The 19,422-nt window shown below is 55.0% G+C and carries 25 protein-coding genes; 17 read left to right on the top strand and 8 right to left on the bottom strand.

Going from position 1 to position 19,422, the window contains the following annotated elements:
* Positions 1-12: 12 nt before the first annotated feature.
* The 13 genes from SIB58_RS03490 to SIB58_RS03430 all read left to right on the top strand — a co-directional run bounded on the left by SIB58_RS03490 (position 13) and on the right by SIB58_RS03430 (position 9,959).
* Positions 13-456 carry a Ycf51 family protein gene (locus tag SIB58_RS03490; RefSeq protein WP_066908325.1) on the top strand — a complete coding sequence of 148 codons (444 nt, stop codon included), beginning with the start codon at positions 13-15 and terminating at the stop codon, positions 454-456.
* Positions 453-857, top strand: a complete 405-nt coding sequence (locus SIB58_RS03485; RefSeq protein ID WP_066908328.1) for a DUF4332 domain-containing protein — start codon at positions 453-455, stop codon at positions 855-857. Before SIB58_RS03490 ends, SIB58_RS03485 begins: the two co-directional genes overlap by 4 nt.
* Positions 858-922: 65 nt before the next feature.
* Entirely contained in the window at positions 923-1,210 is a 288-nt protein-coding gene (locus SIB58_RS03480) for a hypothetical protein (protein WP_066908331.1), read from the top strand.
* Positions 1,200-2,849, top strand: a complete 1,650-nt coding sequence (locus SIB58_RS03475) for a CocE/NonD family hydrolase (protein ID WP_066908333.1) — start codon at positions 1,200-1,202, stop codon at positions 2,847-2,849. Before SIB58_RS03480 ends, SIB58_RS03475 begins: the two co-directional genes overlap by 11 nt.
* A 22-nt stretch (positions 2,850-2,871) precedes the next feature.
* Positions 2,872-3,618 (top strand): DUF3887 domain-containing protein, encoded by a 747-nt coding sequence (locus SIB58_RS03470; protein ID WP_066908336.1) that lies wholly within the window; start codon positions 2,872-2,874, stop codon positions 3,616-3,618.
* A 70-nt stretch (positions 3,619-3,688) separates the two neighbouring features.
* Positions 3,689-5,986 carry a 1,4-alpha-glucan branching protein GlgB gene (glgB, locus tag SIB58_RS03465; RefSeq protein WP_066908339.1) on the top strand — a complete coding sequence of 766 codons (2,298 nt, stop codon included), beginning with the start codon at positions 3,689-3,691 and terminating at the stop codon, positions 5,984-5,986.
* Between the two features lie 100 nt (positions 5,987-6,086).
* Positions 6,087-7,145 (top strand): uroporphyrinogen decarboxylase, encoded by a 1,059-nt coding sequence (gene hemE / locus SIB58_RS03460; RefSeq protein WP_066908342.1) that lies wholly within the window; start codon positions 6,087-6,089, stop codon positions 7,143-7,145.
* Positions 7,142-8,149 (top strand): NAD-dependent epimerase/dehydratase family protein, encoded by a 1,008-nt coding sequence (locus tag SIB58_RS03455; protein ID WP_066908346.1) that lies wholly within the window; start codon positions 7,142-7,144, stop codon positions 8,147-8,149. The genes hemE and SIB58_RS03455 overlap by 4 nt, the downstream gene beginning before the upstream one ends.
* Positions 8,150-8,184: 35 nt before the next feature.
* Positions 8,185-8,544: a plastocyanin gene (petE, locus tag SIB58_RS03450; protein WP_066908349.1), complete on the top strand. Its 360-nt coding sequence runs from the start codon at positions 8,185-8,187 to the stop codon at positions 8,542-8,544.
* Positions 8,545-8,671: 127 nt separating this feature from the next.
* Positions 8,672-9,034, top strand: coding sequence for a c-type cytochrome (locus tag SIB58_RS03445; protein ID WP_066908352.1), 363 nt, complete (start codon positions 8,672-8,674; stop codon positions 9,032-9,034).
* An 11-nt stretch (positions 9,035-9,045) separates the two neighbouring features.
* Entirely contained in the window at positions 9,046-9,258 is a 213-nt protein-coding gene (locus SIB58_RS03440) for a Nif11-like leader peptide family natural product precursor (RefSeq protein ID WP_197461542.1), read from the top strand.
* Positions 9,259-9,276: 18 nt separating this feature from the next.
* Positions 9,277-9,672, top strand: a complete 396-nt coding sequence (locus tag SIB58_RS03435; RefSeq protein ID WP_066908357.1) for a hypothetical protein — start codon at positions 9,277-9,279, stop codon at positions 9,670-9,672.
* Positions 9,673-9,791: 119 nt separating this feature from the next.
* A complete protein-coding gene (locus SIB58_RS03430; protein WP_197461131.1) occupies positions 9,792-9,959 on the top strand; it encodes a hypothetical protein in 168 nt (55 codons plus the stop codon).
* A gap of 37 nt (positions 9,960-9,996) precedes the next feature.
* On the opposite strand, the gene SIB58_RS03425 is transcribed toward SIB58_RS03430, so the two are convergent.
* Positions 9,997-10,302 (bottom strand): hypothetical protein, encoded by a 306-nt coding sequence (locus tag SIB58_RS03425; protein WP_066908474.1) that lies wholly within the window; start codon positions 10,300-10,302, stop codon positions 9,997-9,999.
* Positions 10,303-10,361: 59 nt separating this feature from the next.
* Between SIB58_RS03425 and SIB58_RS03420 the strand changes: the two genes are divergently transcribed.
* Positions 10,362-10,520 carry a hypothetical protein gene (locus tag SIB58_RS03420; protein WP_197461132.1) on the top strand — a complete coding sequence of 53 codons (159 nt, stop codon included), beginning with the start codon at positions 10,362-10,364 and terminating at the stop codon, positions 10,518-10,520.
* A 63-nt stretch (positions 10,521-10,583) separates the two neighbouring features.
* Here the strand turns inward: SIB58_RS03420 and SIB58_RS03415 are convergent, their stop codons facing one another.
* The 3 genes from SIB58_RS03415 to SIB58_RS03405 form a co-directional block, all read right to left on the bottom strand.
* Complete coding sequence (locus tag SIB58_RS03415) at positions 10,584-10,814, bottom strand: hypothetical protein (RefSeq protein WP_067326332.1); 231 nt, start codon at positions 10,812-10,814, stop codon at positions 10,584-10,586.
* A gap of 125 nt (positions 10,815-10,939) precedes the next feature.
* Positions 10,940-11,098, bottom strand: a complete 159-nt coding sequence (locus SIB58_RS03410; protein WP_231857099.1) for a hypothetical protein — start codon at positions 11,096-11,098, stop codon at positions 10,940-10,942.
* 28 nt (positions 11,099-11,126) lie between these two features.
* On the bottom strand, positions 11,127-11,312 hold the full coding sequence (locus SIB58_RS03405; protein WP_156486643.1) for a hypothetical protein: 186 nt from the start codon (positions 11,310-11,312) through the stop codon (positions 11,127-11,129).
* Positions 11,313-11,339: 27 nt separating this feature from the next.
* Here SIB58_RS03405 and SIB58_RS03400 point away from each other — a divergent pair, with 27 nt between their 5' ends.
* Positions 11,340-11,537 (top strand): hypothetical protein, encoded by a 198-nt coding sequence (locus tag SIB58_RS03400; RefSeq protein ID WP_067326335.1) that lies wholly within the window; start codon positions 11,340-11,342, stop codon positions 11,535-11,537.
* A gap of 130 nt (positions 11,538-11,667) precedes the next feature.
* On the opposite strand, the gene SIB58_RS03395 is transcribed toward SIB58_RS03400, so the two are convergent.
* Entirely contained in the window at positions 11,668-13,608 is a 1,941-nt protein-coding gene (locus SIB58_RS03395) for a hypothetical protein (RefSeq protein ID WP_066908369.1), read from the bottom strand.
* Positions 13,609-13,623: 15 nt separating this feature from the next.
* Positions 13,624-13,857 carry a hypothetical protein gene (locus tag SIB58_RS03390; RefSeq protein WP_197461133.1) on the bottom strand — a complete coding sequence of 78 codons (234 nt, stop codon included), beginning with the start codon at positions 13,855-13,857 and terminating at the stop codon, positions 13,624-13,626.
* Between the two features lie 403 nt (positions 13,858-14,260).
* Here SIB58_RS03390 and SIB58_RS03385 point away from each other — a divergent pair, with 403 nt between their 5' ends.
* A complete protein-coding gene (locus tag SIB58_RS03385; protein WP_156486645.1) occupies positions 14,261-14,485 on the top strand; it encodes a hypothetical protein in 225 nt (74 codons plus the stop codon).
* Positions 14,486-14,732: 247 nt separating this feature from the next.
* Here the strand turns inward: SIB58_RS03385 and SIB58_RS03380 are convergent, their stop codons facing one another.
* Entirely contained in the window at positions 14,733-15,752 is a 1,020-nt protein-coding gene (locus tag SIB58_RS03380; RefSeq protein ID WP_066908376.1) for a hypothetical protein, read from the bottom strand.
* Positions 15,753-16,249: 497 nt separating this feature from the next.
* On the bottom strand, positions 16,250-16,465 hold the full coding sequence (locus SIB58_RS03375; protein WP_066908379.1) for a hypothetical protein: 216 nt from the start codon (positions 16,463-16,465) through the stop codon (positions 16,250-16,252).
* Positions 16,466-16,608: 143 nt separating this feature from the next.
* On the opposite strand from SIB58_RS03375, the gene clpB reads away from it, so the two are divergent.
* The gene (gene clpB / locus SIB58_RS03370; RefSeq protein WP_067326338.1) at positions 16,609-19,224 is read left to right on the top strand and encodes an ATP-dependent chaperone ClpB; all 2,616 of its coding nucleotides are present in this window, start codon (positions 16,609-16,611) and stop codon (positions 19,222-19,224) included.
* The last annotated feature ends 198 nt before the right edge of the window (positions 19,225-19,422 follow it).

Raw genomic sequence — 19,422 nt, 5'->3', positions numbered from 1 at the left:
GCAGACCAGCCCATGCCACTTGAGGAATTGCTCTCCACCTCCAGCATCTGGCTCGCCAAGGGAGGGGTGGCGCTGTTCGGCTTGACCCTGATCGCTTTCATCGCCCGCTGGGGGATCCGTTTCCGGCTGGTAGGAGTGAGCAGCTTCACGCTGCTGTTGTCGGCAAGCTGCTGGGCATTCGGTCTCAGCTACACACCCAGCGTCAGCGTGGAGGGTGCACTGCGGGCACCAATCGTTTTTGACAATGGTGATGACCTGGTTGTGGCTCAGGCCCAGGCCGATTTTCCAGATGAAGCGATCGAACCGACCCTGCAGCAATTGGCAGGGAATGTGCGACCAGGCGGCCGCTACAGCCCGAAGGTGACCGTTCGCCTGCGTCAGCTGCAGCCCGCAGGTGCAGGCGCTTCCCGATCGGTGGTTCTGGGTGAAACCGTGCGCGACTTCCGAGCCGGATGAGACCCGAGGATCCTCTGCAGGACCTGCCCCAGGGTCTGCGCGATGAACAGAAACAGCTTCTTGCCTCGGGCATTACCACCTGGGGGCAGCTGCAGGCTCTCGATGCGCTGCAGATCAGTCGACTGTCCGCCAGCGGACGGGCATCAGCACGCAACCTCAGACGGCTGCAAGGCATAGCCGATCTCGCCTGCGCGTTGGACCTGGCTCCCCAGGATGCTGCCCTGCTGATGCATGCAGGACTGGCCACCGTGACAGCGATCGCTGGCGCCTCCCCTCAGGACTTGCTCACCCGAACCGGACGGCTTGAACGTCAGCTGCGCAGCGGGCGCCCCCCGGTTGTGGATCTTGTCCTGGCACGTCGCTGGATCAAGCGGGCCAGGGAGAGGCAAAACACGAACTGACCGTCCAGACCAGCCAGGTCCGTCTCACCCGTTTCAAATGAGGACAGATTCGGACAGAGGTTCCGATGCGTTTCCTCAACAACCTCAGTTTCGCAACAGTGGCCGCTGTGTCAACGCTGTTCGCGGTGAGCCCTGTCAGTCAGGCCCAGTCTTCGCTTCTGGAGAGCGTCAAGCGCAATCCCGGCGAAGCCCAAGCACTCTGCCAACAATTCAAATCCATCAATTCCCGAGGTGAGTCGGCTCTCTCCAGCCAATCCATTGCTTTGATTGCAGGCCAACGCAATCTCAACAAGACGGAGGCCGAAATTCTGGCGACCTACGTGATCGGACTCAACTGCCCGGATGTTCGCTGATGCGTCACTGATCACCCGCGACGGCGTTGAGCTCGTCTCGCGGTTGTGGCGCCCCCGCGGAGATGGACCCTGGCCTGCACTGTTGATGCGACAGCCCTATGGCAGGTCCATCGCATCGACAGTCACCCTTCCTCACCCCGATTGGTGGTGCAGTCACGGTTTTGTTGTCGTGGTCCAGGATGTGCGCGGCCAGGGAGACTCGGGAGGATGCTTCCGGGGATTTGCCCAGGAAGCGCAGGACACAGAGGACACCTTGACCTGGCTGAGGCAGAGACCGGAGGTCAATGGTCGTATCGGCATGTACGGCTTCTCCTATCAAGGTGTGACCCAACTGCTGGCGCCTGTGGACTGCCAGCCGCCTGACTGCCTGGCACCGGCGATGTGCGGCCTGAACGAACGCGATCACTGGAGCTGCGATGGCAACGCCCACTGGTGGCACCTGGGACTGGGCTGGGGATTGCAGCTGGCGAGTCTCCAGGCCAGAAGACGGGGGGATCATCAGGCCTGGGACGAGATGCGACGCAGCCTTGAGGACGGCAACTATCTGCGTGAAGGCATCGCGATGCTTGAACGCCATGATCCCGAAGGCATGGCCCTGCGCTGGCTCAGGCAAAACCCCGAAAGGGAGAGCGACTGGATCCAACATTCCATGCCGCATCGATGGCTGCAGCTACCCATGCTGTTACTGGGCGGATGGTGGGATCCCCATCTCCGCGGCGTGATTGCTCTTGCGGAACATGCCAGGGCGGCGGGAGGTCGACCTGAACTCCATATCGGCCCAGCCACCCATCTGCAGTGGTGGCCAGAGAGCAGCGCACTGCTGCTGAACTTCTTCCAGCGGCATCTGATCACCTCTCTCAGCGACTCCGCACCTCTGCAAAGTGCGGATGACATTGTCATCCGGCTGTGGGACCAGGTCAGCGAAAGCTGGAGCGGACCGAACGATCTGAATCCAGCATCGATCACAGCCTCATCCATGGGTTCAGCACAACCGACGGATCAGAAGCGCTGGCACCTCTGCAGTCGAGGCCTCGCCTGTCTTGACCCCGAAGAAGGACAGATCCTTGGCACAGCCCCTGACCATGCTGGTGGGGTGATGATCGTGCATGACCCATGGCGGCCTGTACCCGCCATCGGCGGCCACCTCAGCCCCAGCGCAGGCCCCTGCGATCGGGCATCCCTTGACCGTCGAAGTGATGTGGCGGTGTTTACCGGTGCACCCCTGGAAAGCGCCCTTGCTCTGAATGGAACGCCGAAGCTGAAGCTTCGCGTCTGCGCCGACCAGCCTGGATTCGATCTGTGCGTGGCACTGTCGCGATTGCCGCTGGGCACGAACACGGTGCAACAGCTTTCAACGGGGATGTTGAGAGTTCGCGGACAGGGAGCCCTCGAGCTCAGTGCGCGCGAGCTGGACCTTCAGCCTCTGCATGCCACGCTCGAGCCCGGCGACCGGCTGCGCCTGTCGATTGCAGGAGCCGCCTGGCCCGCCATTGGCATCAATCCTGGGCAACCGGGCATGGCCTGCAGTGCACCCAGTGCCGATTGCCGCGTGATCAGCATCGAGTTGCACCTTGAGATGGCTCAGTTGTGGATGCTGCCTCTGCTGGCGCCCCAACACCTGGGAACTCCGGCAGACTGACGCGACTGTTCTGACGATTGCCGTGAAGTTCACCTCCTGTCTTCTGGCCGCTGCCATGGCCACCTGCACTGTGGAGATGATCCCTGCGGCGAGCGTGCGAGCCGACATTGGGGTTGCACAGGCCCTCAATGCGCCGCGGACCAATCTCACCCCAAGCCAAGCCAAAGCGGCCGCCAGCAAACTTCTCAAATCGATCCAGACAAAGAACGCCCAGGGCATCTACGAGCTGCTGGCGACGCCACTGAAGTCAGCCACCAGCGTGGAAGCCATTAGCCAGCGCCTGCAAAGCGCACCCTTGATCGAGTCTTTCCGGGTGGGCGCAATCAACCCGGGGCTTGATGACACGACCGTGGAAACGGTGGCGATCACCAACAGTGGCACCCGTGAACTGCCACTTCTCCTGGTTCTCGATGACGACGGACAACTGCTGGCCTGGAAGTGGGTCGACACGATGCTCCCCATCGAGCAGACCGCACTGAACTTTGTGAAGGATCTGGATGCCGGTCGTTGGGTCGCAGCCCGCTATTACCTGGACCTTGACTTTCAGAGGGAGATCTCCCCAGCTGACCTCAAACGCAAGTGGTCGAAGCTGGAGCGGGTTCTCGGGGGCGTGAAGAGCATCAAAAGCTCACTTGCAGCCTCAAGCAGCAGTGAGCAGCAGCTGGTGCTGGTCACGATCGAATTCGGCAACATGACCGACAACCTCTTCGTGGTCTTCAACCGCCAGGGGCGGATCATCAACGTCGACTTCTCAGCAGATCTGGTCTGAAATCCCTGGCAGGGAAGGAGTTTGAGCGGGCTTTCCGCTTAAGCTCCCGGCCTACGAAAGCTCCGTCGTCATGACCATCACTGTGCAGGACTGGATGGTTGAGGACGCCCAGCGACTGGCGGAGTGTCGTCACGACTACCCCTTCTCCGTTCTCGGCCCTCAATCGCAGAACAACGGTGGCTGGGTGATCCGTGTCTGGATGCCCGAAGCCAGCCACGTGACTCTGCTGATCAATGGAGAGGAGATCGCGATGGCAACTCCCCACCATTCCTGGATCTTCGAAGCAGAGGTCGATCACAACCCAGGCAGTGCTTACAGGGTCCGCGTCAACCGTGGAGGGATCACCCATGAACAGCACGATCCCTGGGCTTTCCGTCAGGAATGGATGGGCGAAATGGACCGCCATCTGTTCGCGGAGGGCAATCACCATCACATCTGGCGGCGCATGGGTGCCCATCGCTGTGATCAGGACGGAGTCCAGGGGGTGATGTTCTGCCTGTGGGCTCCCAACGCACGCAGCGTCAGCGTGATCGGCAACCTCAACAGCTGGGATGGACGCCAGCACCCCATGCAACTGCGCCTGGGAGGGATCTGGGAGCTATTCGTCCCCGGACTGGCTGAAGGAGAGCTCTACAAATACGAAATCCGTACTCAGGACGGCCACTGCTATCAGAAGGCCGATCCCTATGGCTTCCAGCACGAAGTGCGTCCGGCCACAAGCTCGCTCGTAAGCCATCTCGATGGTTTCAACTGGACCGACAGCAGCTGGATGCAGACGAGAGACAGCAGCAATGTGCTGGACCAGCCGATCTCTGTGTATGAGATGCACCTTGGCAGCTGGATTCATGCCTCCGCGGAAGAGCCTTTCATCGAGGCCGATGGCAGCGCACGGACGCCTGTTCCCGCAGCAGATCTCAAGCCAGGCGCACGCCTGCTCACCTATCCGGAACTGGCTGATCGGCTGATTCCGTACGTCAAGGAGAGGGGCTTCACGCACATCGAACTGATGCCGATCACCGAGCATCCGTTTGATGGCTCCTGGGGCTACCAGGTCACTGGCTGGTATGCCCCGACCAGCCGTTACGGAACCCCCGATGAATTCCGGGCTTTCGTTGACCGCTGCCACTCCGAGGGCATCGGCGTGATCATCGACTGGGTGCCAGGTCACTTTCCCCGTGACAGTCACGGTCTGGCCTTTTTTGATGGCTGCCACCTGTATGAGCATGCCGATCCACGCATCGGCGAGCACAAGGAATGGGGCACGCTGATCTTCAACTACAGCCGCAACGAAGTGCGCAACTTCCTTGTGGCCAACCTGGTGTTCTGGTTTGACCAGTTCCACATCGATGGCATTCGCGTGGATGCGGTGGCTTCAATGCTTTACCGCGACTACCTGCGGCCGGACGGCGAGTGGCTCCCCAACGAAAACGGCGGCCGTGAAAACACTGAAGCGGTGCGTTTTCTTCAGCAGGCCAATCATGTGCTCTTCCAGCATTTCCCTGGAGCACTGTCGATCGCGGAAGAATCCACCACCTGGCCGATGGTGACCCAACCCACCGACATTGGCGGTCTTGGCTTCAACCTGAAATGGAACATGGGGTGGATGCACGACATGCTCGATTACTTCGAGCTTGATCCCTGGTTCCGTCAGTTTCATCAGAACAACATCACCTTCTCGATCTGGTACACCTACACCGAGAATTTCATGCTGGCCCTGAGCCACGATGAAGTGGTGCACGGCAAGAGTCATCTCCTGCACAAGATGCCTGGGGACGACTGGCAGAAATACGCGAATACGCGTGCTCTTCTGGCCTACATGTGGACTCACCCAGGCAAGAAAACCATCTTCATGGGAATGGAGTTCGGTCAGCGATCCGAATGGAACGTGTGGGGCGATCTGCAATGGGACCTGCTGAACCACGAACCACATCAGGGTCTTCAGCTCCTTGTGGGTGATCTCAATGCTCTCTACAAGGCGGAACCTGCGTTATGGAGGGATGACTTCGATCAGTTCGGCTTCCAATGGATCGACTGCAACGACAATCGCCATTCCGTGATCAGCTTCATGCGCAGGGAAAGCAGCAGTGGAACCTGGCTTGTGGTGGTCGCCAATTTCACTCCTCAGAGCCATTCCCACTACAGAGTTGGCGTGCCGCTGTCGGGCTTCTATGAGGAGATCTTCAACACCGATGCCTCCAAATACGGCGGCAGCAATCTGGGCAACATGGGCGGCAAACCCACCGATGAATGGGGCATTCACGGCTATGACAACTCTCTCGACCTCTGCCTGCCACCGTTGAGTCTGATGGTGTTCAGACACGATCCCAAACGCAGCCTGAGCGCTCTTCAACAATCCAAGAGCGACTGAGCCGTTGCCAGCGATGTGACGAACCGCTCAGCATGCCTGGAATCCAGCGTTTGCGCACGGTTCCTTCAGGTAGGTTTCCGAATGATTTGATTTCGGCTTGATGAGCGACTCTCTGCCTCTGTTACTGCGTGCAGCCCGCGGTGAAGCGGTGGAGCGTCCTCCGGTCTGGATGATGCGCCAGGCCGGTCGTTACATGAAGATCTACCGCGACCTGAGGGATCAGTACCCGAGTTTTCGCGAGCGTTCCGAGAACCCCGATCTCTCCTACGAGATCTCGATGCAGCCGTTCAGGGCCTTCAAGCCGGACGGCGTGATCCTGTTCTCCGACATCCTCACGCCTCTCCCCGGCATGGGCATCGACTTCGACATCGTCGAGAGCAAAGGTCCCCAGATCGGTGATCCGATCCGCAACATCGACCAGGTCAATGCTCTGCGTCCTCTGATTCCAAGCGAATCCATGCCCTTCGTGGGCGAAGTGCTGAGTCGTTTGCGCGAAAGCGTCGGCAATCAGGCTGCTGTGCTGGGTTTCGTTGGCGCTCCCTGGACCCTGGCTGCGTACGTGGTGGAGGGCAAAAGCAGCAAGAACTATGCGGTGATCAAGGCCATGGCCTTCCGCGAGCCGGAACTGCTCCACAAACTGCTCGACCATTTCGCCGAGTCCATTGCCAACTACCTGCGCTACCAGATCGATTCCGGGGCACAGGTCGTGCAGATGTTCGACTCCTGGGCCGGGCAACTCAGCCCAGCCGACTACGACGTCTTCGCAGCCCCTTACCAGAAAAAGGTGGTCGACCTGGTCAAGCAGACCCATCCCGACACCCCATTCATCCTCTACATCTCCGGCAGCGCCGGGGTGATTGAACGCATGGCCCAGACCGGCGTGGACATCATCTCTCTCGACTGGACCGTGGACATGGCCGAGGCCTGTGCACGCCTGCCTGAACACATCGGGGTGCAGGGCAATGTTGATCCCGGCTTGCTGTTCGGAACCCCGCAGGCCATCGAAGCCCGAATCGATGACTGCGTTCGCAAGGCCCGCGGCCGTCGCCACATCCTCAACCTCGGCCATGGAATCCTCCCCGGCACGCCTGAGGAGAATGGAGCTGCCTTCTTCACCGCCGGCAAGAGCGTGATGGACCGGGTCGGGGCTCTCGCTTGAGTCAGACCACAACTCACAAGCGCATTCTGATCACCGGCGCCAGCGGCTGCGTCGGTCAATACACCACCTCATGGCTGCTGGAGAACAGCGACGCCGAGCTGCTGCTCTGGCTGCGTGATCCCAGCAAACTCACTGCGGTTTCCGCGAATCATCCGCGAATCCAACTGCTGGTGGGCGACCTTCGCGAGGCCGATCGTTTCGCCTCAGAACTGGCCAGCGTGCAGCGCGTGATCCACACAGCCACAGCCTGGGGTGATCCCGAGCGCGCTCAGCAGGTGAATGTGGCGGCAGTGAAGCGAATGCTGTCACTGCTCAATCCATCCTTGATCGAGCAGATCACCTATTTCTCGACAGCCAGCATCCTGGATCGACATCTGCAGCCCCTGACCGAAGCGCTGGCTTACGGCACTGAATACATCCAGACCAAAGCCCAGTGCCTGCAAGATCTGGAGCAGCATCCTCTGGCTGAGAAAATCGTTGCCGTCTTCCCCACCCTAGTGTTCGGAGGCCGGGTCGACGGCAGCAGCCCTTTTCCCACCAGCTACCTCACCGAAGGTCTTGCGGAGGCCAGCAAATGGCTCTGGCTGGCTCGATTTCTTCGGGCCGATGCCAGTTTCCACTTTATTCACGCAGCAGACATCGCTGCGATTTGTGGCCATCTCGCCACCCACCCCCATCAACGCAACCGGGAACCCGGCCAGGGCGCTGTCCGCAGGATTGTGATGGGACAGCAGGCCATCAGCGTGAACGAAGCAGTGGCCAGCCTCTGCCGCTGGCGGGGAATTCGACGAACCCCTGGCATCCCTCTCTGGCCCTGGTTGATCGAAACGTTGATCCGGGTGTTGCCGATCGAAGTCAATGCCTGGGATCGCTTCTCCATTCGTCAGCGCCATTTCATCCATGAGCCCGCGACCCAGCCGGAGCGTTTTGGAGAAAAAAGCCATGCGGCAGACCTAGAGGCGGTCCTGCAGGATTCAGGTTTACCGAGGCGAGGATCACCCTGAAGTGCCCCTATAATTAGTCAACTTCAACAGTCGTCATGCTGAAGAGCCTTCAATCAATTTTCTACACCGCACTTGCCTTTGTGCTGGCCTGCACGGTGGGTGTCGCATCTGCCAGCGCAGCCACCGTTGAGGTGAAGCTTGGTGCTGATTCCGGAATGCTGGCTTTTGAGCCCAGTTCCGTCACGATCAAAGCGGGTGACACCGTCAAATTCGTCAACAACAAGATGGCCCCTCACAATGCTGTCTTTGAAGGTCACGACGAATACAGCCACCCCGACCTGGCCTTCTCCCCCGGCGAATCCTGGGAGGAAACCTTCAGTGAAGCCGGTACCTACGACTTCTACTGCGAGCCCCACCGTGGCGCAGGCATGGTTGGTCAAGTCATCGTCGAGTGATCTTTTCAGACAACACCTGATTTTTCAGGTTTCAACATATTCAGACCCCAGTTTGTCAATGTTCATTCTGGGGTCTTTTCATGTTGTTGATGATGGATAGGTTTGGCATAGAGATGAACGCCAAGGGATGCCAAACCCTGCTTCTACACTGGCACTGATCCTCAGCCTCTGTCTGAGTTTCGGGGCGGCTCTGCCTGTCAGAGCAATCGCTGATCCAGACCTGTCCCATGGCGCCCAGCTGTTCTCCAGCAACTGTGCTGCTTGTCATATGGGTGGCGGCAATGTCATCCGCGCCAGTCGCACGCTCAGTCAGACTGACCTGCAAGCCTATCTCGACTCCTACAGCCAGCATCCGATTGAAGCCATCGAACACCAGATCGAGAACGGTAAAAATGCGATGCCTTCCTACGAAGGAAAACTGAGTCTTACGGACATCGATGATGTGGCTGCATTCGTGGAGAAACAGGCCGAAAAGGGTTGGTCACGATGAGCAGAGAAGCATTGAGCGCCTTTGTTCATGCGCTCGAACACAGTGCATCGCTCAGACGACAACTGCATGGATGTTCAGATGACGCTGAGATTGTTTCCCTGGCAAGAAGTCTCGACTTCGCCATCAACCGTGCCGATCTGATCGAAGATCATCAGGCATCGACCCTGGAGAGCTGGTTCAGCCGCAGTGCCCTTGGAATCCGACCGCCCGGCAGCACAGACTGAACCTTTGCAGCCCCGGCCATGCCAGTGGTGACCCTGCTGAGCGACTTCGTTGATGGGACCTCCATGGCACTCAGCGAAGACACAGAGGCGCAAAGCCTCAACAGTTACATGGTCCGCAACCCTGGCCAACTGTGGGCGGGCATGCAGCAAAGGCGCCTAGCGAGGAATCTCACCCGCCGCCGCAGGGGGCCCGGCACGCTTTATTACGCACCGACGGAGACGGCCCAGGCGAGTGTGGCCGCTTACCTCCAGACCGATACAGGGTCTGACGAAGAAGAGAGACAACAGCAAGCCATGCAGGCAAGTGGTGTTGAAATAGCACCCCATGTCGGCGAAGCGATGGAGCGCAAGGCTCTGTTCAGCCGCCGGCAATTCAAGCTCACCCAGCAGGCACAAGCGAAAGGATTCGGCTGAGCCGTGCGCCGCATTCAAATGGTAGCAATCACTACAATTTAAACTTCCTTTAAGGCTTTTAAGGAACAGCTGTGTCGAGCCCTGCTGATCGACGAAAGTGCATTGGCTCGAGAGTGCTCATGAACGACACCGTTCACAACCGTCGCGGGACCAGCCTGAAATGGGAAACCAATGGAGAACTGGCTGGAGCCGATCTACGCAACATCCTGCATCGACTTCAGAAAGCCGACCCCAATGCCCAGGGACTGAATCAATGCGACCTAGTTGATCGCCCACTGGAGCAGTGATTGATCCGGTCAGAGCACTGATCATCAGTGACTGAGATCAGCGCAGTTCTGCCATGCGATCAACACTCGATCCAATGCATTCCACAATGTATCCCTCCAACCCCTGATCGTCGCTGCCTGGCCTCAGCCTGAAGAGATAGGCATTCACCCAGGCCGTTTCAGTGTTGTTGAGATCGTGTCCTCGGTCGACAAAACCGGGTTTCTGATCAAACAGGTGCAAAAGGATCGCCAGCACATCCGACCGGGTGAGGCTTTCAGGATCGATGAATGGCAGCTGATCCCTGATCTCAAGACATGAGATCGAAGCTGAATAATCGAAATCCTCCGGCGCCACAAACGACATCAGCACTACCCGGATGTTGAGATAGTAGGTGCGCCGGCCGCCATGATGATCAGTCAGCCATGAGCATTGAATCGCAAGACCGCCACCACTGGATCGACGAAATCGCCTTTCTTGAAGCGCGCCTGAATGGCAGTCAGGGGGATATTGACAAAGAGGATCGTGCTGCCTGTGAAGAAGCCCTGAAGGCGGCAAAGATCAACCTTGCCGCCTGTCGCTGAAACTCAAAAAGCACAGGCTGCCGAATCAAGCAGCAGGACTGGGGAAAATGCTGGGATCGGGCCTCAGGAGCGCAGGGTATGGCTCGGCGAGACGAAGCTCTGGCGCTTCGCGAAGAGCTGCTTGCGAGGCCTGGAAGCACTTCGCAGACGAATTGTTTCAGACAAGAGCTTGGCCTGAAGCGACTTCTGACGATTCTCCTGATCACGCCAGTACTGCTGGATCGTGCCAGGCCAATACTCGGACACCCGGTCAAGCTTGGGGATCTTCTCACCGGAGATATTGATCACGGACATGCAGCTCACCACCAATGAGGTCACCTCCCATCCCTAGCCAGGGCCCATCCGAGTGGCAGCAAGCTCGTCAGTGCTGACATGAACTGGTCAAGAACTGATGAAACCGCAACAGGGATGACGCGGACTCAACGCTTGCCGGTAGGCCTGGTGGAATCCGCTTCACTTTTCAGATTGCAGCAGGGGAGCTGCTGGTGGTACTGAGCAGGTTCGCGCATCGCCCAGTACTCATCCACCACACCCAGGAGGTGAGAACTGATCCGAGTCAGCCATGAGCGTATCTTCATCCCTTCATCCTGACGAACAGGGGCAGATTCAGCCACGCGAACCACCATGCCCGTCTTGGTTGCCGTTCATGCCGGCGGACTTCGATTCAAAAGTCCACTGCCTCCACTCTGAAGCGGAGGCTGGCGAAACAGCGTCAACCAGAGCGTTGTCGGTCCAGTAGTCAGGTGAATCAAGAATCCCCAGATGCAGGGGACAGGACGGGGCAGCCTTCACAACCCACTCCTTCAGATTTGCTTAACCATGGCCCAGGCTTCGGCGGAGATGCAACTGCAGCGCACCGAGCTCTTGGGTGGAGTGGAGCAAGGGCGCGTGAACGTGATGAGATCAATGCTGACCTGGCGAATCAGCAAACACAAGAATGGGCAGATCATCGATAGGCAGCTTCCATTCTTTTCCAATGCAAAAAGTGAACTTCAACGCGAGACCGAAGATCACTAATGAACACATCGAACACAGACAAGAGCTCTGCCGAAAGAGGATGAACAGGATTGAAGCAGTGGAGGCATTGGGCCCACGGGTTACTAATCCCCTCAACTCGAAGCGGCTCAAGCGAACCAAGCCATCCACTTTAGAAACAAGCCTGGATTGATTGTTCAGACCAGAACAGATCACTGGAACCGGACAGCAGGATTGTTTTCATGGCATCACTAGAATCATCCTTCAAATAAAGGATTGAACGATCGTTGGCATCAATTTCTGCAGTAATTCCCTTCTCATAGATCAATACATCCTCGCCCATGCTGTAGTCAAGGAAGATCGACTGACCAAACAAATCCCCCTTGGAAAATGCAATGACATCGCGCCCCTCACCGAGCAACCACAACGACTGCCCCCTTCCTGGCCTGACTAAATCATCACCTTCTCCGGAGTCAAATGTCATCGTTCCATGCAAGCTGCTCAGGTCCGGCCCAAGAATCACATCGGCAAAGCGACTTCCCGTAACTCGATCCACTCCGCCGGCCATTGAGATGAATGTACTGAATTCATCAGGAAGGAAGTCGCCTCCAAATCCCAAAAGATCATCGATGCGAACATTCTCAAAGGCATCATTGTCAACACGCGTACTAGCTTGAAGCGTATTCTTAAATTCAGAGGTCAGTTCAGCCGCAGAGAGCGTATCACTACTAACCGAATCCCGAGCAAAAACAGCACATTTAATCGTATCATCATTAATGACATAATTACTTTTATAATCATTCAAATCACCACCGATATCGCTTTTCTTAAGCGATTTCTCTTCATCCAAATCAAACCATCCATCACTAGGATAAGTTTTCATATTTGGATCGGCGCCATCGGAACTTGAATTCAAAGACAACCAGCCCGCAGCAGCAAATTCGCCAGGATCAGGAATGATCAAATTATCAATGATAAACTCTTGCCCCATGAAAGTATCAAGATAAAAATCGTCATTCAGAGTTATGTCCTCATAACTTCGTCCGACCAAAGGATTGGCAGCATTGGAAAAGCCTTCTCCATTGCTTCCAGTATTCAAGGAAGAGGAACCAAGCTGAAAATTCTCGAACGAACGAACCAACACCACAAGCTCGCTGATAATTTCGGCTTGTCTAGATTCTACGTTTCCACCTTGATTCTCTATTTGAACATATTCCTCCAATCTGCTCCTTAAAAACTCCTCATAAAAAATTCCAGATGCCTGGTCGAGGCTGAAATTTGGACCTCCATTGGCACCAAAGCTTCTATTAACACTCTTCATGAGCTCAAAAGCAACGTCTGAACTGACAAACGCTTGAGGGAACGTATTCCATTGATCAAAGTCAGCACTCTTCAATCCCTCAGTGAAAGGAGGTTGACCGTCTGGCTTTAAAACACTAGAGCCACCCCCGGCACCAAAAAACAGCGGATCTTTTATACCAACAACCCCTCCATAATTTGTAGTCACCGGTTCACTATTCGCATATCGCTTGGTTATTTCACTGAAGACAATCCCAGGAATAGGAATGGGGTTGTCAACATTTTCAGCAATTTTCTTGCCCAGAAGCTCTCGCCAAAAAGTCTGGGTTGGCATTCTCTGGTCGATTGTCAACCGACTAATCGTAATCTCATTCCCACTTGAATCATAGGACTCAAAAGGTCCTTCTGTCTTGTCAAAGATGACAGCAGTAATGGGAATAGGAGAAGTATTCTCAACTACATCAAAAACAGGATAAACAGTATTCTCTAATTCATCAACACTCAGAAAGTTTTGATATCCAAAACCGAATCCCACTCCACGCTCGAGCGCATTAATCACTTTCAGATCAATCTTTAATTCATTGGGATCATTTTTAGACAAATCAACCGATGAAGACTGGAATCGCTGGTTAAGAACAAGCAAATCGTACAGAGTCGCTGAACTTGCTGTCCAAGCAAATCCTAGTTCCTGAGGATAAAGTGACTTATCTCCTGAAAAATTAAAAACCAGATCACTGGAAACCTCCTTCACCTCATAATTCAAAATCGCTTCACGCAGCTCTGCAATCGTAGAAATAATGTCTCGTTCAGCCATTCAAAACAAAAGCAATCATTCTATTGATAAGAAAAAATCTGCAGACCTCATCTGCCTTAACAAAGGCATAAGATTTTTTGTGGCATCAGTGATACTTTTACCATCTTTTGCTATAGCGAGCCGATTACGACGGCGATGTTCTGCAACTGATTCAAACAGCAAGATCGCCACAGCCAATACGACGCAAGCATTGAGGCCCCCAAACGTCATCAATCCCAGAAAGACTTTCTCCATACGTTCACCTGTCAAAGGTCGATGCATCGGCCCATTGATCCACCCCAAACCAAGGCAGCGATGAGCCTCCAAGAACACAACCTTTCATGACCATGGTCCCGTCCAAAAGCAATGTCTTAACTCACGATTCCCACAGGCTGGAGGCCATGAAGCCTCAGCGATCGCAATCTTCAACATCTCTCAAAAATCACCTGGGGCGTTGAGTGGGGATTTTTAGAATTTGCGTGGCGTGAATCAGGCGTTGTAGATGTAACAAACAAATTTTTTGCATCGGTGCTGTTTTCAAAGTCGCTTGCATCCATTGAAAAACAGCAATAAAGGGATGTTATGAAATCCCCGAATTTGGCATAGATCTTTAGCAAAGCACTGACTGCGGTTAAAAACGATATAGATAAAACATCCATCGACAAGGCAATAATTGGCGACCAATCAAACAGAAAAACTTGTTCATGGCAGTCAGTTGAAACAGTGCAACCCTAATGCAGAGCTGATCGCACAAACAAACGTCCTGCCAGTTGCTCGCTTTGTATTCATCAACGGCCTCTGTTGGTACAGAGCTCTCGCCTTAACAGCCATCCAAAGATATATTGAACAACTGTTGCTACTGTTGATTGTTATGAAAGCACCTGCAAAAAGAAAGTGAAATTATGGATAGATATTGTAGTTGACAAATTTACAGGTCAAAGAGGTAAGGGCTGTTCGCAGATATGTCAGCAACTGAAGATCAGGAGCACAAGCATCAGTGCATGCTGGCGGTGATTCAGCTCAGCATGGTTGGGATGTCAGGATGACATCGATCAGAAAGGTAGGACAGGCCACCCAGGAGAGTGGATATTCAATCATGTTGTTTTCCGGTGTTGACTGGGTGCATGTGATTGAATTTGACTGAATTATCCCAGCCTTTTCAGGCTAATAAATGTAGACATTCCGTTGGAGGTCAGCGCGGTCGAATCGTTGCTGGCGAATTGCGAGACGTGATCCCAGAACCTGTTGATCTGCAGTTGGTTAAGCGATGTTCTCAGTGTTGAATCCAAGAATCCTTTTAAGAATCCTATTTGCTTTTTTATATTGCTTTGCTCGAAAAGTTCGTCACAAGGCAGCTGCTGATAATGCGCTTCCTCCATCTGCCACAATGAACTCATCTCTGGAGTACACAAGATGTTGAATATTTCAGCTGGTGACTTGCAATATTGTGGAATGTGCAGATCGATTGCTTGTTCTGGACTCAGTTCCTTGTTTGTGATCATTTGAAACTTGGCTTTCCGTAGCGTTTCAGCAAAATTTTCGCTGAGGTTGCCACAATTCAATGAGCTATGAATATGGATGATGAGCCTGCCTCCTGGAACGATCTCGTTGGCACGTAGCAGGAGTTTGTTTGTCCAATTGTCTCTCGAAGCTTTCTCCCAGGATTGGCGTTCGAGGCAATTCATGGGGAGCTGATTCGCCCAGAGGGCATCGCCAGATAGCCCTGTTGGAGCACCATTGTCCAGCCAATGCTGAGCGAAGCATGAATAGCCAAGATGGATCGAGGCTTCTTCAGCGATTGGAGAATACATGGTTTTCGCAAGATATTTAAAATCAATTCTGGGAAACTTTGCTTCAATCGTTGTTTCAAGTGTTTTCCAATCATTCATGGGCAAATCATTCATAATAATTACGACCTTTCGTTGACCTGCAAGCTCTTCGATCGCCCTGATTGGCGCAATTGATGATCCACCCGTTGCGCAACCGTACTCACAAACATTCAATATCTCATTCGGAGCTAAATGGACAAGGATCTTTGCCGCAAACTTTTTTATAAGTTCCGAGAGAATGCTTGCTGCTAGTGCTTGTACTTCTGAATTTTGATTGTAATCGACCATTCGCAAGGTATGTGCGTTGGCCATTGCGTTTTGCGAATCGGAATTCATGTCTTCGAAAGATAACTGGTGAGGATTATGATTGGAGGTGCGATTTAAAATACCAATGAATATTCAGTGCGCAATCCGTATCTTGCCAGGATGGAAGCGAAAAAATCATATTAAGGATCGACGTGCGTCGATCCAGCAGCTGGTAGATGTTCCGTCAGGGCCTGATTTGCAAAGCCATCCACTAAATCTCGGAGCCCCTTAATCACCACCTATCTGGAGGCAATTGGTTACGTTGACGAGCTGATCAACGATCAATACCCAAGGGAAGAATTCCACTTGCTTTGGCCAGTCATGCACGGCTGTCTCGCTGAATGTATCCATCACGAACTTGAAAGCTAGTTTGCTGCTTACGGAAGCTTTTGTGAGTGATGTGGTGGGACGCAATCGACTTTTGAAACCACGTCAGTCGATTGTTGGATTGATGCACGAGGCGTCAAGTAAGGCAGGTTTTTGAGGTGTTGACTTGCCTCTGCATGCACCGGAGAAATTCTTCAAGCTCATTGCAGTGACTGGCGATATGCGGTCAACACTGCAAGGTAAAGGTCCTCATCAACCTCGCGGATGTCGTACTCCGAGGGCATCGCGCCGTGATGATGTTCGTGGACCACGGTCCAGCACATTCTCTCCAGGTCCGAGGGGGAAGGTCCGTAAAGCTCCCTGACTCTCTCAACCAGTCTCGCAACCAGATCAGGGGTCACACCGTTGCTATCCACTGCTGATGCTCCATCGTTCGGTGGACCCTACCGATCTGGATCGGTTGACCGCATGCTGGCGTGAACACCGAACCCAGAGGATCGGTTCCCCATGGCCTTGACCATGACTTGCCCCATACGGTTGTTGCAGTACAAAAGGAATCATGCAACCCACGGCCGAACAATTCACTGAAAAGGCCTGGGCCGCGATCCTCTCGGCCCAGAACATGGCCCAGCAGCGACGCCATCAGCAATTGGAGACCGAGCATCTGATGCTGGCACTCCTGGAACAGGACGGACTGACCAGTCGCATTCTCGAGAAAGCCGGTGTCACGCCATCCGTTCTGCAAAGCAACCTTGAAGCCCATCTCAGTCAGCAACCTGCGCTGCAATCTCCACCAGAATCCGTTTACCTCGGTAAGGGGCTCAATGCCCTGCTGGATCGTTCCGAATCTCTCAAGCAGAGCTATGGAGACAGCTATATCTCAATCGAGCACCTTCTTCTGGCGTTAGCCGAGGATTCCCGCTGCGGCCAACGCCTACTCACTCAGGTGGGGGCCGACGCCAAAGCCCTGAAAACCGCCATTGATGCCGTGCGCGGCAGCCAAACCGTGACCGACCAGAACCCAGAAGCAACCTACGAATCGCTGGAGAAATACGGACGCGATCTCACGGCAGCTGCCCGGGACGGCAAACTTGATCCTGTGATTGGCCGCGACGAGGAAATCCGCCGCACCATTCAGATCCTCAGCCGTAGAACCAAGAACAACCCTGTATTGATCGGCGAGCCCGGAGTGGGCAAAACCGCCATTGTGGAAGGGCTGGCTCAGCGCATCGTGAACGGCGACGTTCCACAGGCGCTGCAAAATCGTCAGCTCATCGCCCTCGACATGGGGGCCCTGATCGCCGGAGCCAAATATCGAGGTGAATTCGAAGAACGCCTCAAAGCGGTTCTAAAGGAAGTCACGGACTCGGAAGGACAGATTGTTCTGTTCATCGACGAGATCCACACCGTGGTAGGTGCCGGCGCCACCGGAGGAGCCATGGATGCGAGCAACTTACTCAAACCGATGCTCGCGCGAGGTGAACTGCGCTGCATCGGCGCAACCACACTCGACGAACACCGTCAACACATCGAAAAAGATCCAGCTCTGGAGCGTCGCTTCCAGCAGGTGCTGGTGGACCAGCCCACGGTGGAAGACACCATCTCAATCCTGCGCGGGCTCAAGGAGCGCTACGAGGTCCACCACGGTGTACGCATTGCCGACAGCGCTCTGGTCGCTGCCGCTGTGCTCAGCAGTCGCTACATCGCAGACCGCTTTCTGCCTGACAAAGCCATCGATCTGGTGGATGAATCCGCAGCGCGGCTGAAGATGGAGATCACCTCCAAACCGGAGGAGATCGACGAAATCGATCGCAAGATCCTGCAGCTTGAGATGGAAAAACTTTCTCTGGGCCGTGAGTCGGATGCCGCCAGTCAGGAGCGGCTGGAGAGACTCGAGCGGGAACTTGCAGAACTATCGGAACAGCAAAGCACCCTCAATGCTCAGTGGCAGCAGGAGAAGGGAGCGATTGATGAGCTCTCCAACCTCAAGGAGGAGATTGAGCGTGTGCAACTGCAGGTGGATCAGGCCAAGCGCAGCTATGACCTGAACAAGGCTGCTGAACTGGAATACGGAACACTGGCCACACTCCAAAAGCAGCTGGCGGAGAAAGAGGCCGCGCTGACCGAACACGATGACAACGGTCAAGAGAAGTCGCTGCTGCGCGAGGAGGTCAGCGAAGACGACATCGCAGAGGTGATTGCCAAATGGACCGGAATTCCCGTGGCCAAGCTGGTGCAGTCGGAAATGGCAAAGCTTCTGGGGCTTGAGCACCAGCTGCACGACAGAGTCGTGGGCCAGCAGCAGGCCGTTGCCGCTGTGGCCGATGCGATTCAACGCTCACGTGCCGGTCTCAGTGATCCCAACAGGCCAATCGCCAGCTTCCTCTTCCTCGGTCCCACCGGTGTCGGCAAAACCGAGCTGTCCAAGGCCCTGGCGGCTCAGCTGTTTGACAGTGAAGACGCCATGGTGCGCATCGACATGAGTGAATACATGGAGAAACACACCGTGAGTCGTCTGATTGGTGCTCCTCCTGGTTACGTCGGCTACGAGGCCGGCGGTCAGCTCACTGAAGCGGTGCGCCGTCGCCCCTATGCCGTGATCCTTTTCGACGAAGTCGAGAAAGCGCACCCCGATGTATTCAATGTGATGCTGCAGATCCTCGACGATGGTCGAGTCACTGATGGGCAGGGCAGAACCGTTGACTTCACCAATGCCGTTCTGATCCTCACCAGCAACATCGGCAGCCAGTCGATCCTGGATCTTGGCGGCGATGATGGACAGCACGAAGAAATGGAACGCCGAGTGAATGAAGCCCTTCGCGGCCATTTCCGTCCTGAATTCCTCAATCGACTTGATGATCAGATCATCTTCCACAGTCTGCGCAGAAACGAACTGCGTCAGATCGTGAATCTACAAGTGGAACGTCTACGCAAACGTCTCATGGAGCGCAAGCTCGGTCTGACCATCAGCGACAAGGCCACCGACTGGCTTGCTGATGCAGGGTATGACCCGATCTACGGAGCCCGTCCTCTCAAGCGTGCCATCCAGCGCGAACTGGAAACACCGATCGCTAAGGCCATTTTATCCGGACGATACGGCGACGGTGATGACGTCCGTGTGGATGTGCAGCAGACCGGGGGCAGCGAACAGCAATTGAAACTCATACTGCCATGATCACTGGGCTGGTTGCCAATGGCCTGAATGCGATCGGGTTATCTGGAAAATTGCGCTAGGTCCCTGAGGACGTACGGTTTCAATGAGCTCCGCACCGCCAAAGACAGTGTTCAAACGAGTTGGCAATACGTCTCCACTATGTTCAGCCACTAAGTAAGCAAAGCTGAAGTGAAGCAAGCCCAGGAAGGTGCGCGTCAA

Origin of the sequence: Synechococcus sp. MIT S9504 (assembly GCF_047497135.1) — a bacterium.
In the GTDB taxonomy this organism is placed as follows: domain Bacteria; phylum Cyanobacteriota; class Cyanobacteriia; order PCC-6307; family Cyanobiaceae; genus Synechococcus_C.
Note: the sequence above shows the minus strand (reverse complement) of the source record. Positions and strands in the feature narration are given on the sequence as shown.